The 15,355-nt window shown below is 73.5% G+C and carries 17 protein-coding genes; 10 read left to right on the top strand and 7 right to left on the bottom strand.

From position 1 onward, the window contains the following. Window positions 1-110: 110 nt before the first annotated feature. The gene (locus ACYVP9_RS03160; protein ID WP_460603234.1) at window positions 111-1,175 is read right to left on the bottom strand and encodes a DUF559 domain-containing protein; all 1,065 of its coding nucleotides are present in this window, start codon (window positions 1,173-1,175) and stop codon (window positions 111-113) included. Window positions 1,176-1,274: 99 nt separating this feature from the next. Beyond that, the gene (locus ACYVP9_RS03155) at window positions 1,275-2,489 is read right to left on the bottom strand and encodes an FAD-binding domain-containing protein (protein WP_460603233.1); all 1,215 of its coding nucleotides are present in this window, start codon (window positions 2,487-2,489) and stop codon (window positions 1,275-1,277) included. 59 nt (window positions 2,490-2,548) lie between these two features. Here ACYVP9_RS03155 and ACYVP9_RS03150 point away from each other — a divergent pair, with 59 nt between their 5' ends. Then, on the top strand, window positions 2,549-2,869 hold the full coding sequence (locus ACYVP9_RS03150; RefSeq protein ID WP_460603232.1) for an antibiotic biosynthesis monooxygenase family protein: 321 nt from the start codon (window positions 2,549-2,551) through the stop codon (window positions 2,867-2,869). Here ACYVP9_RS03150 and ACYVP9_RS03145 read toward each other — a convergent pair. Further along, window positions 2,859-3,326: an ArsR/SmtB family transcription factor gene (locus tag ACYVP9_RS03145; protein WP_460603231.1), complete on the bottom strand. Its 468-nt coding sequence runs from the start codon at window positions 3,324-3,326 to the stop codon at window positions 2,859-2,861. The genes ACYVP9_RS03150 and ACYVP9_RS03145 overlap by 11 nt on opposite strands. A gap of 55 nt (window positions 3,327-3,381) precedes the next feature. Between ACYVP9_RS03145 and ACYVP9_RS03140 the strand changes: the two genes are divergently transcribed. Continuing rightward, window positions 3,382-4,314 carry a S41 family peptidase gene (locus ACYVP9_RS03140; protein WP_460603230.1) on the top strand — a complete coding sequence of 311 codons (933 nt, stop codon included), beginning with the start codon at window positions 3,382-3,384 and terminating at the stop codon, window positions 4,312-4,314. A 7-nt stretch (window positions 4,315-4,321) separates the two neighbouring features. Here the strand turns inward: ACYVP9_RS03140 and ACYVP9_RS03135 are convergent, their stop codons facing one another. Genes ACYVP9_RS03135 through ACYVP9_RS03125 form a run of 3 tightly spaced genes read right to left on the bottom strand, consistent with a single transcriptional unit; the run spans window position 4,322 to window position 6,833 of the window. Next, a complete protein-coding gene (locus ACYVP9_RS03135; RefSeq protein ID WP_460603229.1) occupies window positions 4,322-5,281 on the bottom strand; it encodes an aldo/keto reductase in 960 nt (319 codons plus the stop codon). Between the two features lie 14 nt (window positions 5,282-5,295). Then, a complete protein-coding gene (locus ACYVP9_RS03130; protein ID WP_460603228.1) occupies window positions 5,296-5,787 on the bottom strand; it encodes a cupin domain-containing protein in 492 nt (163 codons plus the stop codon). Further along, window positions 5,784-6,833 (bottom strand): PHP domain-containing protein, encoded by a 1,050-nt coding sequence (locus ACYVP9_RS03125; protein ID WP_460603227.1) that lies wholly within the window; start codon window positions 6,831-6,833, stop codon window positions 5,784-5,786. Before ACYVP9_RS03125 ends, ACYVP9_RS03130 begins: the two co-directional genes overlap by 4 nt. A gap of 24 nt (window positions 6,834-6,857) precedes the next feature. Between ACYVP9_RS03125 and ACYVP9_RS03120 the strand changes: the two genes are divergently transcribed. The 8 genes from ACYVP9_RS03120 (at window position 6,858) to ACYVP9_RS03085 (ending at window position 14,769) form a co-directional block, all read left to right on the top strand. Continuing rightward, the gene (locus ACYVP9_RS03120; RefSeq protein WP_460603226.1) at window positions 6,858-8,057 is read left to right on the top strand and encodes a PucR family transcriptional regulator; all 1,200 of its coding nucleotides are present in this window, start codon (window positions 6,858-6,860) and stop codon (window positions 8,055-8,057) included. Window positions 8,058-8,183: 126 nt separating this feature from the next. Further along, on the top strand, window positions 8,184-9,362 hold the full coding sequence (locus tag ACYVP9_RS03115) for an acyltransferase domain-containing protein (protein WP_460603225.1): 1,179 nt from the start codon (window positions 8,184-8,186) through the stop codon (window positions 9,360-9,362). Next, window positions 9,359-10,330 (top strand): beta-ketoacyl-ACP synthase III, encoded by a 972-nt coding sequence (locus ACYVP9_RS03110; RefSeq protein WP_460604279.1) that lies wholly within the window; start codon window positions 9,359-9,361, stop codon window positions 10,328-10,330. Before ACYVP9_RS03115 ends, ACYVP9_RS03110 begins: the two co-directional genes overlap by 4 nt. Window positions 10,331-10,370: 40 nt before the next feature. Further along, the gene (locus ACYVP9_RS03105) at window positions 10,371-10,616 is read left to right on the top strand and encodes an acyl carrier protein (protein WP_460603224.1); all 246 of its coding nucleotides are present in this window, start codon (window positions 10,371-10,373) and stop codon (window positions 10,614-10,616) included. Between the two features lie 3 nt (window positions 10,617-10,619). Then, entirely contained in the window at window positions 10,620-11,867 is a 1,248-nt protein-coding gene (locus ACYVP9_RS03100; RefSeq protein WP_460603223.1) for a beta-ketoacyl-[acyl-carrier-protein] synthase family protein, read from the top strand. Window positions 11,868-11,869: 2 nt separating this feature from the next. Further along, window positions 11,870-13,282, top strand: coding sequence for an acyl-CoA carboxylase subunit beta (locus tag ACYVP9_RS03095; protein WP_460603222.1), 1,413 nt, complete (start codon window positions 11,870-11,872; stop codon window positions 13,280-13,282). 51 nt (window positions 13,283-13,333) lie between these two features. Beyond that, entirely contained in the window at window positions 13,334-13,846 is a 513-nt protein-coding gene (locus tag ACYVP9_RS03090; RefSeq protein ID WP_460603221.1) for a SigE family RNA polymerase sigma factor, read from the top strand. After that, the gene (locus ACYVP9_RS03085; protein WP_460603220.1) at window positions 13,843-14,769 is read left to right on the top strand and encodes a hypothetical protein; all 927 of its coding nucleotides are present in this window, start codon (window positions 13,843-13,845) and stop codon (window positions 14,767-14,769) included. Before ACYVP9_RS03090 ends, ACYVP9_RS03085 begins: the two co-directional genes overlap by 4 nt. Before the next feature lie 11 nt (window positions 14,770-14,780). On the opposite strand, the gene ACYVP9_RS03080 is transcribed toward ACYVP9_RS03085, so the two are convergent. Beyond that, window positions 14,781-15,305, bottom strand: coding sequence for a DUF3145 domain-containing protein (locus tag ACYVP9_RS03080; RefSeq protein ID WP_460603219.1), 525 nt, complete (start codon window positions 15,303-15,305; stop codon window positions 14,781-14,783). Window positions 15,306-15,355 lie beyond the last annotated feature (50 nt).

Below are 15,355 nucleotides of genomic sequence, written 5' to 3'. Positions count from 1 at the left end.
CCCGGCTCGACTGGTTGCCGGCGCACCGGCGTGTCACGACCGGTTCAGCCGGGAGGCGGCGCATCCCGCCTGCGCTTCCCGGCTCGTTCGGCTGCTGACACTCCGGCGTGTCACGACCAGTTGGGCCGGGAGGGCAGGCGGCGGATCGCCGACCACAGCCGTTCGCGCGCAAGCGTCCAGCCACGGTTGGTGGTGTCGGACCACATCATGCGTTCCACCCGCCAGCCCTGGCGCGCGACCGCCTCCTGGCGCTCCTTCTCGCGCCACCCGGCATCCCCGGTGTACTTCACCCGGCCGTCGGCCTCGACGACCACGCGCTGATCGAGCAGGGCGAGGTCGACGCGGTAGCCCGCGATCCGATGCTGCGGCTCGGGCCGCGGCATGCCGTCGTCGTGCATCAGCAGCCGGACGATCGACTCGAGCGGCGACTCCGCCCTGGCATCTGCGAGCGCCACGATCTCGCGCGCGGTGCGCACCCCCGGCCAACCCCGCGCGTCCTCGAGAACCCGGTCGAGTTCTGCAGCCGTCACCAGTCCGGCCCGAAGAGCCGCGTCGGCGGCGACAATGCCCGCCCGGCGGCTGTGCCGCGCAAGGTCCACCACCGTGCGCTCGGGGATCGTGACGGGGACGCCCCACCACCGCGTCACGTCCTGTGCGGTGATGGACGCGCCGAACAGGTGCGCGCCGGCGCGACGGCCGAGACCGTCCGGATCCGCGTCGGTGATTTCCGCCGTCTCCGGGACGTCGAGCGTCGGCAGGCCGGCGAGGATCGCTGCGCTGTTGCCGCTGACCACGTGGCCCGGACGGCGCAGGGCCGCCGCGGCCGCCCTCACCGCGTGTGCCCGCCGCGCGAGTGTCCACACGTCGGCACCATCGTCGTCCAGGTCGAACGGAGTGACGGCACCGTGCGCGGCGGCGCCCCAGCATCCGCTTGCGACCCGGTGGCGTGCGGCGGCTCGCGTGACACCGACGCCCGGCAACTGCCGTGCGAGCAGGACGAAGCCCTGCGTGCGCGCGAGGCGATGCTCCGGCCGTGCGCCCGGGCGCGCCGACCACCATTGCGCCCACTCGACGGTCGGATCGTCCGCGTCGTCGAAACGCGGCGGCTCGCCACCGGGCGGCAGCGCCCATGGATCGTGTGCGTCGAACACACGACGCATCGTCGTGCGCGCCATGGGGGCGTCGGGCGTTGTCCACAGGCCTCCTCCCCACTTCCCGGCCCGAATGGTTGCCGACACGCCGTGGGGGACCAGCCAGTTCAGCCGGGAAGCGGATCAGGGCTGGACGGACCTGCGCCAGGACGAGAAGCTGCGCACCGACCCGCCGGACGGGCGCGCGAGCCAGGGCCAGGGATGGACCTCGACGGGGTCGAGGCGGCGGGCGCGGGTGGCCCAGCCGGGCACGGGCGTCCAGGTCGCGGCGAGCGACATGCCCGCCAGCTCGTCCACGACCGACCCGCGCCGCACCTCGAGCGGACGGGTCGCGGCGAGATCGCCCAGGCACTCGGCCAGGAACACCAACCGCTTGCCCGACAACCGCAGCCGGGCGAGCAGCGGCTCGTCGAAGACGAACACAGCCGGACGCGCCGGGTCGGACGCGAGCGCCGGGTCGGACGTCCCCAGCGACTCGGCCGTCAACCACACGACCTCGCCGCCGCCGCCCGTGACCGACGACGGTCCGGCGTCGGTCGGACCGCGCCCGAGGTCGGGTCCGGAGACCGACGCACCGGGGGACGCGTCCGGCCACGACTCGATCGGACAGGCGGACGCCAGCGCGCACTCGCGACACAGCTGCGGCGCCCGCTTCTGCACCTGCCAGCGGCTGAACCCGTACGGCTTGCCGCTGCCGGTGCCGACGGTCCACTGCCAGCCGAGCCGGTTGGCGGCGCGCGAGCCGTCGAGCAGGTGGACGAAGAACTCGTCCTCGCCGGCGCGCCAGTCGGCGCCGCCGCGCACCGCCCACTGCGACGCCAGCCACATGCGCGTCTGGTTCACCAGCCACCCGTCGTCGTGCAGCGCGCCGACGGTGTACTCCATGCACCGCATGCGCTCCGGCCACGGCTCGTCACGCCACGGCGGTCCGGACGGTTGCCCGCTGCGCAGCGGCTCGCGCAACCCCGTGCCCACGCGGGCGTAGAGGTGCCGCGCGTACTCCTGCCACATCAGCTCGTCGCGGTAGCGCTGCCTGTCGCGAGACGGGGCGGACGCGACCGCGTCCCACACCTCGCGCAGCGTCAGCAGTCCGTGCCGGATGTAGGGCGACATGCGGCTGGCGCCGCGCCGCGCCTCGGGCAGCACCGTGCTGCGGGCCCGCGCGTAGTTCGCGATGTCGAGGGTCGCGAGCGCGGCGTCGGCCGCCGCCTGTCCCCCGGTGATCGCCCCCGGACGGATGTCGGCCCGCTCCTCGCGCGCGAGGTCGCCGAGGTGCTCGCGCACCCAGTCGACGCCGGAACCGGACGCCGGATCGGGCGGGACGGGCAGCACGCTCACCGTCACGGTCTGCCCATCCCGACCGGTGCCCGCACAGCGACGCACGGCACCATCGGGGCATGACCGTCATCAAGATCAACGCCATCACCGTCGAGAAGGACAGCGGCGACGAACTCGCCCACCGCTTCGCCAAGCGCGCCGGCGCCGTCGACGGCGCGGACGGCTTCGAGGGTTTCGAACTGCTCAAGCCGACCGACGAGCGGACGCAGTGGCTCGTGATCACCCGCTGGCGCGACGAGGAGTCGTTCCAGGCGTGGATGAGCTCGCCCGCGTTCGGCCAGGGCCACCGCAGCGACCAGGAGCGCCAGGGCGGCGAGGCGCCGAAGCCCGTCGGCGTCAGCAGCGAGGTGTGGAACTACGAGGTCGCCGTCACGAACTGACGTCCGGCACGTCGTAGAGGGCGACGAGGACGCCGCGGGGGCGTCCGTCCGCATCGTCGGACGGCGCCTCGGCCGCCGCCTCGAGCACGGCCCGCAGCTGCGCCGCCTGCGCGTCGGTCAGGCGGACGTGCCGCAGGTGCAGCAACGCGTCGTCGTCCGACGCCATCTCCTTCGCGACGGCCTGCATCATCGCGATGCCGGCGGCCGGGTCGTCCCAGTGGATGCGTTCGACCGCCCACTGCCAGTACGTCTCGGTGCCGCCGCGGACGGTGCGGGTCTCGCCCGTCTCGACCAGCCCGGCCTCGCGCAGCACCGCGAGGTGGTGCGCCGCGCTGCCCTTCTGCACGCCGAGCCGGCGCGCCAGCCCGCTGACCGTCTGCGGTTGCTGGCGCAGTGCCATCAGGATGCGGTGGCGGTCGGGGTGCGCGAGGGCGCGATGCACGGCGGCGTCGTCCATGCATCAAGTGTCAAGGATGCTTGACACTTTGTCGAGAGCCTGCTGTCATCCCTGCATGGACATCCGTGCCGTGGTCACCGAATGCGCCGACCTCGTCGAACGCCACTACCTCGACGCCGCCGTCGGCGCGCGCTGCGCGACGGCCCTGCGGCGCCACCGGGACGCCGGCGCCTACGACGGTCTCGACGAAGCGTCGCTCGCCGAGCGGGTCAGCCACGACCTCGCGGACGCCGACGACCGGCACCTGCGGCTCAAGCACCACCCCGACCCGATCGCCGACCCGGCCGACGAGGTGGCGTGGCTCGCCGAGGCACGCGCCCGGGCGGACGAGCACACCGGCGGCGTGCGGCGGGCCGAGCGGCTGCGCGGCAACGTCGGCCTGCTCGAGCTGGCGCCGGAACTGTTCCCGACCCGCTTCGCCGGACCGTCGATCACCGCGGCGATGACGCTGCTGGCGTCGTGCCGGGCGCTGATCATCGACCTGCGGGCGATGCGCGGCGGCGACCCGGGCACGGTCGCGCTGATCTGCTCCTACCTGCTGCCGCCGGGCACGCACCTGAACACGATGGTGCCGCGCGACCCCGCCGGCGCGACCCAGTCGTGGACGTTGCCGTGGGTGCCGGGACCGCACTTCGGCGACGGTCTCGTCTACGTGCTCACCAGCGCCCGCACGTTCTCCGGCGGCGAGGAACTCGCGTACGACCTGCAGCAGCTCGGGCGGGCGACCGTCGTGGGCGAGGTGACCGGCGGTGGCGCGAATGCCCGCGAGGGCTTCCGCGTCGCGCCGCACCTCGAGCTGTGCGTGCCGGTCGTCGCCGCACGCAATCCGGTGACGGGCACGAACTGGGAACGCGTGGGCGTGCGTCCCGACGTCCCCGTGCCGGCCGCCGACGCGCTGCGCGTCGCCCACGACGTGGTCGTCGAGCACCTGCAGCACGAGCCGGACCTCAGCCCGGCACTGCGGCGCGAACTGGTCGCGGCGGGCTGAGGGCGGCTCAGTAGCGCGCGCCTGCCGTCTGCTCCCCCAGGGGGTCGAGCGCGGCGAGGTCGGACTCGTCGAGCTCGACGCCGAGCGCGGCCACGTTCTCCTCGAGGTACGTCGTGCGCTTGGTGCCCGGGATGGGCACGACCGGCACGCCGAGCCGGGACGCCTGCGCGTACACCCAGGCGATCGCGACCTGCCCGGGCTTGACGCCCTTGCGCTCGGCGACCTCGACCACGGCGGCCACGATGCGCTCGTTGGCGTCGCCGGCCTCACCCCGGAACCGCGGGTTGTTGGCGCGGAAGTCGGACGACGGCAGCGAGGACCGGTCGAGCGTGCCGGTCAGGAAGCCGCGGCCCAGCGGCGAGAAGGGCACGAGACCGACGCCGTGCTCGCGCATCGCGGGCAGCACCACGGTCTCGGGATCGCGGGTGAAGATCGAGTACTCGCTCTGGACCGCGGCGATCGGGTGGACCGCGACCGCGCGCCGCAGCAGCGCGTCGTCGACCTCGGACAGCCCGAGGTACCGGACCTTGCCCTCGTCGACGAGTTCCTTCATGGCGCCGACGGTCTCCTCGATCTCGGCGTCCTGCGGCGGGCGGTGCAGGTAGTAGAGGTCGATGTGGTCGACGCCGAGGCGCAGCAGCGAGTCCTCGCAGGCCTGCTTCACGTAGTCGCGGGTGCCGTGCGTGGTGCGGTTGTTCCAGCCCCGCGTGTTGTCGATGCCGAACTTGGTCGCGAGCTGCACCTCGTCCCGGCGCCCGACCAGCGCGCGTCCGACGAGCACTTCGTTGTGTCCGGCCCCGTACACGTTCGCGGTGTCGAGGAAGGTGACCCCGAGCTCGAGCGCGCGGTGGATCACCGAGACCGACTCGTCCCAGTCGCCCTTGCCGTAGCTCTGCGACATGCCCATGCAGCCGAGGCCCTGCGCCGAGACCGTGAGACCGCCGAGATCGGTCGTGGAGATCGCCATGCGACCCACGGTAGTCACCCGGTGGTGACGACCAGCGACGATCCGTCCCGCAACGGAACGGCGAGTGAGTCGGAAAGTTCAACCGACTCCGGACGGACGTCGAACGAGAGACCGCCCGGAAGCGCGACGGGCACCTCGGCCACGGATGTCGAGACCGGCGCATTAAGCAACAGCGTCGTCTGCACGAAGCACAGCTCGTCGCCACCGCCATTGGTCTCGGCGTGCCGGATGCCGTCGCCGCACGACTGCACCAGTGCCCGTCCCGGCCCGACCCGCAGCTCCGAGGACCCGACATGCCGCAACGTCCCCGCCAGCACCCACGACACGATGACGACGCCGCGGTGCGCGTGGGTCGGGAACCCGGCGCCCACCGCCACGGTGTGCTCGTCGCAGCCGACGACCGGTCCGTACGCCATGCGTCCCGGGTCGTAGTGCGCTCCGGACGAGAACACGTGCCGGGTCTCGATGCCCGGCTGCGAGGTCGCGAACGCGAAGTCGAGCCTCACGGCCGCACCGAGTGGTCGTCCGCCCACGCCACCAGGTCGTCGCGCGACCAGGTGTTCACCACCGAACCCGGGTCGACCTCGCACTCGACCGCGCGCGAGCAGCCGTTGGGCTGCCAGTCGAGCTGTCCCGGCGCGTGCGCGTCGGTGTCGATCGAGAACAGGCACCCGGCCTCGACCGCCTGGCGCAGCAGCCGCCGCGGCGGGTCGAGCCGCTCCGGACGGGAGTTGATCTCCACCGCGACCCCGAACCGCGCGCACGCGGCGAACACGAGCTCGCTGTCGAACTGCGACTCCGGACGCGTGCCGCGGCCGCCGGTGACGAGCCGTCCGGTGCAGTGCCCGAGCACGTCGGTGTGCGGGTTCGAGACGGCGGCGACCATGCGCGGGGTCATCTCGTCCGCCGGCATCTTGAGCTTCGAGTGCACGCTCGCCACCACGACGTCCAGCCGCTCCAGCAGGGACGGCTGCTGGTCCAACCGGCCGTCGTCGAGGATGTCGACCTCGATGCCGGTGAGGATTCGGAAATCCAACCCACGTTCGGCGTAGGACGCGTTCAGCGCCTCGACGACGTCGAGCTGCCGCTCCAGCCGTTCGGCCGACAACCCGTTCGCCACCGTCAGCCGGGGCGAGTGGTCGGTCAGCACGACGTAGGAATGGCCCAGGGCACGCGCGGTGTCGGCCATCTCGTCGATGGGCGAGCCACCGTCCGACCAGTCGGAGTGCGTGTGGCAGTCGCCGCGCAGCAACGCCCTGAGCTCGGCGGTGGCGTCGTCCATCGGCGGCGGATCCGACGGCAGTCCCTGCAGATACGAGGGCTCCGAACCGCGCAACGACTCGGTGATCGCCTGGGCCGTCTTGGGCCCGATACCCGACAGTTCCTGCAGGCGTCCGGACGAGCCTCGCGAGGCGACCTCGTCGGGGTCGAGCGCCGCGATGACGCCCGCGGCGGTGCGGAACGCCTTCACCCGGTGCGTGGGTTCGCGCGCCCGTTCGAGCAGGAAGGCGATGCGCCGAAGGTCGGCCACCGGATCGCGCGCGTCGCTCACCCCACCAACCCTAGAGTCAGCGCCATGGGCAGCACCGGCATCGGCGACGCGACGATCCGCGCCGTCGAACAGGCGATCGGCCGGCTCGCGACCCAGAGCGTGGCGCGCATGGACGAGGAACTGCCCTGGTTCCGCGAGCTGCCGAGCGACCAGCGCTCGTGGGTCACGCTCGTCGCACAGTCGGGTCTGCAGTCGTTCGTCGCCTGGCTGCGCAACCCGGACGACGTGCTGCAGCTGACCGGTGGCGTGTTCTCGGCCGCCCCGAACGCGATGGCGCGCACGGTGACGCTGCAGCAGACGGTCGAGCTGGTGCGGACGGCCATCACCGTCGCCGAGCAGAACCTGCCCGGCATGGCCGCCGAGCACGAGGTCGCGCCGCTGCGCGAGGAACTGCTGCGGTTCAGCCGCGAGATCGCGTTCGCCGCCGCCCGCGTGTACGCGACCGCGGCCGAGAACCGCGGCTCGTGGGACCGCCGGCTCGAGGCGCTCGTGATCGACGCCCTCGTCAGCGGCACCGGGGACCCGGTCGGCGGCGCGCTGTCGAGCCGCCTCGCCGCGCTCGGCTGGCGCAGCACGGGCCCGATCTTCGCCATCGTCGGCTCGGCGCCCGGCGGGCCGGCCGATCTCATCCTCACCGCGGCGCACGCGCGCACCCGGCGCCTCGGCGCCGATCTCATGGCCGGCCTGCACGCGGACCGGTTGGTGGTGGTCGTCGGCGGGCTGGGCAGCAGCGAGGCGGACGTCGAGGCCGTCGCGAAACAGCTGCTGCCCGCCTTCGGCCCGGGACCGGTCGTCATCGGTCCGGCCGCCCCCGACGTCGCGCACGCCGCCGACGTCACGCAGACCGCGCTGCGCGGGCTCGCGGCCGTCCCCGGATGGCCGGACGCGCCGCGACCGGTGCACGCCGACGCGCTGCTGCCCGAGCGCACCCTCGCCGGGGACGAGCAGGCCCGCCGCCAGCTCGTGAGCGAGGTGCACGACCCCCTCGTCGCCGCCGGCGGGTCGCTGGTCGAGACGGTGACGACGTTCCTGGAGTGCGGCGGAGGCCTGGAGGCGACGGCCCGGGCGCTGTTCGTGCACGCCAACACCGTCCGCTACCGGCTGCGGCGGGTGGCCGAGGTCTGCGGCTGGTCGCCGACCGACGCGCGCGGCGCCTTCACCCTGCAGATCGCCCTCGTCGTCGGCCGCCTGGAGGCCGGTCGAGGAAACACTGACGTTAACTGACAACGACCTACCGTCCGGTAGCGGCAATATCCCCGCCATCGTTGTGGAACTCCTACAACGTCGTCGGACGATCCCTGTGCGTGTCACCGTCGCCACAACCGCTTCCGGCGGACGATCCTGGACACCGTGATCGCCGTATTCGCCCCGGGCCAGGGCGCGCAGTCGCCCGGCATGCTCGCCCCGTGGCTCGAGCTCGAGGGTGTCGCCGAGCAGGTCGACGCCTTCTCCGAGGCCACCGGCCTGGACCTCCGCCGCCTGGGCACCACCGCCGACGCCGACGAGATCAGGGACACCGCCGTCACCCAGCCGCTGCTGGTGGCGCTCGGCGTGATCGCCGCCCGCCAGCTCGGTCTCGACCGTCCCGGTGAGCGCGTCGTCGCCGGCCACAGCGTCGGCGAGTTGACGGCCGCCGCCGTCTCGGGCGCGCTGAGCCCGGTCGACGCCGTCGCCTTCGCCGCCCGCCGCGGCCGTGAGATGGCCGCCGCCTGCGCCGTCACCCCGACCGGCATGTCCGCCGTGCTCGGCGGCAGTGACCCCGACGAGGTGGCCGCCGCCATCGAGGCCGCCGGCCTGACCCCGGCCAACCGCAACGGCGCGGGCCAGATCGTCGCCGCCGGTGATCTCGACGCGCTGCAGAAGCTGGCCGACGAGCCGCCCGCAGGCGCCCGCGCCGTCCGTCCGCTGCAGGTCGCGGGCGCGTTCCACACCCACTTCATGGCGCCGGCCGCCGAAGCGCTGGGCGACTACGTCGGCACGCTCGACGTCAAGGACCCGAACCCGATCCTGCTGTCGAACGCCGACGGCGCCGCGGTCACCACCGGCCCCGACCTCGTCGCCCGGCTCGTGCGGCAGGTGACGCTGCCGGTGCGGTGGGACCTCTGCCTGCGCACCACCGCCGACCTCGGCGTCACCGCCGTCATCGAGCTCGCCCCGGGTGGCGTGCTCACCGGCATCGCCAAGCGCGAGCTGCCGGGCGTCGAGCTGCTGGCGATCAAGTCGCCCGCCGACATCGCCCGCGGCCGCGAGCTCGTCGCCAGCCGTCCCGAGCACGGCCAGGGCGAGCACACTCCGGAGTTCCGCGTGGTGGTCACCCCGGCCAAGGGCGTGTTCACCCGCGACGAGGCCGTCAGCGAGGGCGGCCGGGTCGCCTCGGGCGCCCGGCTGGGCACCGTCCGCACCAACCGTGACGAGCACGTGGTCGTCGCCCCGGCCGACGGCGTGCTGGCCGAATGGCTGCGGCACGACGGCGACATCGTCGCGGCGGGGCTCCCCGTCGCCCGGCTCACCGACCACGCGGAGGCCTGATCGTGCCGCTCACCGTGCCCGCCGGCGCCCCCGCCGCCCGCATCCTCGGCCTCGGCCACTACCGCCCCGGCAACGTCGTCACCAACGACGACCTCGTCGCGCGCGGCGTCGACACGAACGACGAGTGGATCCGCACCCGCGTCGGCATCAGCGAGCGCCGCTGGGCCGACCCGGACGAGACGGTCGTCGACATGGCCGAGCAGGCCGGCGCCAAGGCGCTTGCCGCGGCCGGCGTCGGAGCCGACGACGTCGACCTCGTCGTCGTGGCCACGTGCACCATGCCGACGCCGGTGCCCGCCGCCGCCCCACACCTCGCGCACCGCCTCGGCATGCACGCGCCCGGGGCCTACGACGTGAACTCCGGCTGCTCGGGCTTCGTCTACGCGCTCAACAGCGCCGCCGCCGCCGTGCTCGGCGGCCAGGCGCGCAACGTGCTGGTCGTCGCCAGCGAGCGGTTCTCCGGCTGGCTGGACATGACCGACCGCAGCACCTGCATCATCCTCGGCGACGCCGCCGCGGCGGCCGTCGTCGGCCCGTCCGACATCCACGGGTTCGGACCCGTCGTGTGGGGCAGCCAGGGCGAGTCCCACGACACCGTGGCCATCGACGAGCAGAGCCGGCACTTCCGCCAGGAGGGCCAGGCGGTCTACCGCTGGGCCACCGGCGAGATGGCGCCCGTCGCGCTGGCCGCCTGCGAGCGCGCGGGCGTGTCCATCGACGACATCGCCGCGTTCGTGCCGCACCAGGCCAACCTGCGCATCATCGACGCGCTCGCGCGCCGCATCGGCATCCCGTCCGAGAAGGTCGCCCGCGACATCGTCACGTCGGGCAACACGTCCGCCGCCACCATCCCGCTCGCGCTCAGCCGCATGGTCGAGCGCGGCGAGGTGCCCTCGGGCGCGCCCGTGCTCGTGCTCGGCTTCGGATCCGGTCTGGCCTACGCCGGCCAGGTCGTGCTCGCCCCCTGAACCAGACCGCAAGACCCAACCACCACCGAAGGGAACCACCGTGCCCAGTGCCGACGAGGTCCGTCAGGGACTCGCCTCGATCCTCGCCGAGGTCGCCGACGTCAACCCCGACGACGTGCAGGACGACAAGAGCTTCGTCGACGACCTCGACGTCGACTCGCTGTCGATGGTCGAGGTGGCCATGGAGGCCGAGACGCAGTTCGGCGTGAAGATCCCGGACGACAAGCTCTCGGACCTCAAGACGGTCAAGGACGCCGTCGACTACATCACCCAGAACGCCGGCTGACGCATGGTGGCTCGGACGGACAACGACCCTGTCGTCGTCAGCGGCCTCGGCGCCACGACCCCGATCGGAGGTGACGTCGCGACCTTCTGGGACGCCCTGCTCGAGGGCCGTTCCGGCGTGCGCGCGCTCACCGAGGAGTGGGCCGCGCCGCTGAAGGTCCGCATCGGTGCACGGATGGCCGTGGATCCGTCCGAGCACCTCACCCGCGTCCAGGCACGGCGCCTCGATCGCGCGCAGCAGGCCGCGATCGTCGCCGCCCGCGAGGCGTGGGCCGACGCCGGCTTCGAAGGGCGCTCGGACGAGAACGGGCTCGACCCTGCCCGCGTGGCGGTCGCCATCGGCACCGGTATCGGCGGCGTCACCAGCCTCATCAACCAGCACGACGTCATGCTCGAGCGCGGCCCCGACCGGGTGTCACCGCTGCTCATCCCCATGGACATGCCGAACGGTCCTGCCGCCCACGTCGGCCTGGCCGTCGGCGCCCGCGCGGGCGTGTTCACCCCGGTCAGCGCGTGCGCGAGCGGCGCCGAGGCCATCGCCTACGGCCTCGACCTCATCGCGCTCGACCGCGCCGACGTCGTCGTGGTCGGCGGCACCGAGGCGTGCATGCACCCGCTGACGATCACCGGCTTCGCGCAGATGCAGGCCATGAGCACCCGCAACGACGAGCCGGAGCTCGCCTCCCGCCCGTTCGACAAGGGCCGCGACGGCTTCGTGCTCGGCGAGGGCGCGGCGGTCATGGTCATCGAGCGCGCCTCCAGCGCGGCCGCCCGGGGACGCACCCCGTACGCCGTCCTCGCGGGCGCCGGGGTCACCGCCGACTCGCACGACATCGTCGCTCCCGACCCCGAGGGCAACGGCCAGCGGCGCGCCGCCGTCTCGGCGATCGAGCGCGCGGGCCTGTCGCTCGCCGACATCGTCCACGTCAACGCGCACGCGACCTCCACCCCCGCAGGCGACATCGCCGAGGCCAAGTGGGTCGGCGAGCTGCTCGGCGAGCAGACCGTCGTCTCGGCCACGAAGTCGATGACCGGTCACCTGCTCGGCGCGGCCGGGGCCCTCGAATCGGTCGCCACCGTCCTCGCCGTCAAGCACGACGTCGTGCCGCCGACGATCAACCTCGACGACCCGGACGACGCCGTCCGCGTCGACGTCCCCGACAAGGCCCGCGAGATGCCGGTCCCGGCCGCGATGAACGACTCGTTCGGCTTCGGCGGCCACAACGTCGCACTGGTGTTCAGAAAGGCATGACCATGACCGCGCTTGCTGCCCCCACCCAGCCGGACGTCGACCCCCGTGACCCGGTGCTGCGGCTGGAGAAGCTGTTCGACGCCGGGACCACGGAACTGATCCGTCCCCGCGACGACAGCGGTGTGGTCGCGGCCCGCGGTCTCGTCAACGGCAGTCCCGCCGTCGCGTTCTGCACGGACGCCACCGTCATGGGCGGCGCGATGGGCTCGGCCGGGTGCCGGCACATCGTCGACGCCACCGACCTCGCCGTCCGCGAACGGTGCCCGGTCATCGGGTTGTGGCACTGCGGCGGTGCGCGGCTGGCCGAGGGCGTCGAGGCGCTGCACGCGGTGGGCCTGGTCTTCCAGGCGATGATCCGCGCCTCGGGTCGCGTGCCGCAGATCTCGGTCGTGCTCGGCCCGGCCGCCGGCGGCGCCGCCTACGGCCCCGCGCTCACCGACGTCGTGATCATGTCCGAGGGCGGCCGGGTGTTCGTCACCGGACCGGACGTCGTCCGGTCCGTCACCGGCGAGAACGTCGACATGGAGTCGCTCGGCGGCCCGGACACCCACGGCCGGCGCAGCGGCGTCGTCCACATCACCACCGACGACGAGGACGGCGCGTTCGCCGCCGCCCAGTCGGTCACCTCGCTGCTGGCCCGGCAGGGCAGCTTCGACGTCGCGCAGGTCGGCCCGGGTCAGGACCTGCGCGCCCTGCTGCCCGAGAGCCCGAAGCGCGCCTACGACGTGCACCCGCTGATCAGCTCGATCCTCGACGAGGGCGGCTTCATCGAGCTCCACGCCCGCTGGGCGCCCAACATCGTCACCGGTTTCGGACGGCTCACCGGCCGCACCGTCGGCGTGATCGCGAACAACCCGCTGCGGCTGGGCGGCTGCCTCGACTCGCCGTCGGCCGAGAAGGCCGCACGCTTCGTGCGCATGTGCGACGCGTTCGGCGTGCCGCTGGTCGTGCTCGTCGACGTGCCCGGTTACCTGCCCGGCGTCGGGCAGGAGTGGGACGGCATCGTGCGCCGCGGCGCCAAGCTGCTGCACGCCTTCGGCGAGTCGGTGGTCCCGCGGGTCACCCTCGTCACGCGCAAGACCTACGGCGGCGCCTACATCGCGATGAACTCCCGCTCGCTCGGCGCCACCCGCGTGCTGGCGTGGCCGGACGTCGAGGTCGCCGTCATGGGCGCGTCGGCGGCCGTCGGCATCCTGCACCGCAAGAAGCTGGCCGCCGCCCCGCCCGGCGAGCGCGAGGCGCTGCACGCCCAGCTCGCCGAGGAGCACGCCCGCATCGCCGGCGGCGTCGACCGGGCCATCGAGCTTGGCGTCGTCGACGAGGTCATCGACCCGGCCACCACCCGCGCCGCCCTCGCGAGCGCGCTGGCGGCGGCACCGTCCGGACGCGGGGCGCACGGCAACATCCCGCTGTAAGAAGTTCGTGCCGCCGTTCAACACTGCGGCCGTCGTACGCCTTTGAAGGCCATGACGACGATGCTGCGGGAGGGGCAGCAGGTGACGTTCGAGCAGTTCCTCGACGAACGCCTGCGCTCGCTGCTGAAACTGGCCATGGTCCTGTGCGGGTCGCGACCACCCGCCGAGGATGTCGTGCAGGAGGTGCTGCTGCGCGCGCACCAGCAGTGGTCCCGCATCGCGGCGATGGACTCGCCGTACGGCTACGTGCGCGCCATGGTCGTCAACGAGCACCTCTCGTGGCGCCGCCGCAACGCCCGCACCGTGACGGTCGCGGACGTCGACACCGGCTCCGGCCCCGACCACGCCGACACCGTCGCCGGTCGCGACGACCTGCTGCGACGGCTCGAGACCCTTCCGCCGCAACAGCGCGCGGCCATCGCGCTGCGCTACTTCGACGACCTGCCGGACGACGCGATCGCCGAGGCGTTGCAGTGCTCGCGCGGCACCGTCCGCAGCCACATCTCCCGAGGTCTCGCCACGCTGCGCGTCGATCTCTCGACCGGGCCGGAGGACGTCCGATGAGCACCGAGACCTACGGCGAGACCGATCTGCGCGACGCGCTCGCCTCCCTGTCGCTCGACGACGGACGGGAACCCGACGTCACCGACCTGCGCGCCCGCATCCTGGCGTCCGTGGGCGGCACCGACGCGCCGCACGCCGACGGCGAGGTGCTCGACCTGCAACCGGCGCGGACGAGGCGGCTGCGCCCGCTGCGCCGCACCGGTTGGTTCGCCGCCGCGGCCGCCGCGGTGGTGGCCCTGCTAGCCGTCGCCGCCGTGGTGTTCGTCGGCCAGGGCAAGGACGTCTCCCCCGCCGACGTCTACCGCGACGTGGTCCCGAACCCGTACCCCGGCACCACCTTCGTCGCGGCGTACGAGGGTCACGGTCCGCGCACCATCGTCGTCCCCGACCGCCGGGTGCCCGAGAACTTCCAGTGGACGATCTGGGGCGACTGCAGTGGCACCGGCGCGTTCCGGTTCGCGGACGCATTGGTCGCCGGCGGCCGGTGCCGGCCCGGCGCCATCGGCCACGACATCACCGACCCGCTGTGGGACCGCACCGTCCGGGTCCGCGCCGACGAGGACGTCTCGTGGCGCATCGTCGCGACGATCGCCCCGAAGCCGCTCACGAACGGCACCGTGGTCGGACCGGACGACCTCGAGGGCTTCACCGCGCCCGCGCTCTACACCGGCACCGGCAACAAGGAACTCAGGGTGACGGGACCGACCGTCCGCGACGGGACGATCAAGCTCCTGTGCCGCGGGTCGGGCGTGCAGCTGCTGGGTCCGAGCGCGAAGGGTGTGCGCGCCGGCTCGCCGCTGGCGACCAACACCTGCTTCTCCGGGTTCCTCTACCAGTGGCAGAACGTCCGGGTCCGACAGGGTGAAGCGATGTACGTCGCCGCGAAGCCCGGGACCACGTGGCGGTTCGTGATCACCCCGTAGAGCCGGTCGCGTCAGCCGGCGCTGTGCAGCAGCGTGACCGGGGCGCCGTCCCCACCCTCGCGGTACGGCTCGAGCTCGGCGTCCCAGGCCGAGCCGAGCAGGTCGGTGAGCGCGTGGCGGAAGTCGTCGGCGGTGCGGGAGCGGCTGAGCACACCGCGCAGCCGCTCCTCGCCGACGACGACGTCGCCGTTCACCGACACGGCGCTGCGGTGGAACCCGCGGCCGGGCACGTAGGCCAGCCGCTCACCGTCCGAGACGGACGTCGCGTCCTCGGTGAGCTCGAAGACGAGCATCGGCCACTGCCGCAGGGCGGCGGCGAACCGGGCGGCGGTACCGACCGGACCCGACCACGCGACCTCGGCGCGCAGGTGCGACGGCGCGGCGGGCTGCCCGGCCCACTGCAGCCGGACGGGCCGCTCGAGCACTCCGGCCAGCGCCCACTCGACGTGCGGGGCCAGCGCGGAGGGGCAGCAGTGCAGGAAGACGACGCCGCGCGTGGACACGGCGTGGTTCATCCCGGTGCGGGCAGACGACATCGCACACCTCCCATGACTCGACGGCGACGCCTTCCCCAGCGATCCGTCCC

Source organism: Jatrophihabitans fulvus (assembly GCF_054781375.1).
Note: the sequence above shows the minus strand (reverse complement) of the source record. Positions and strands in the feature narration are given on the sequence as shown.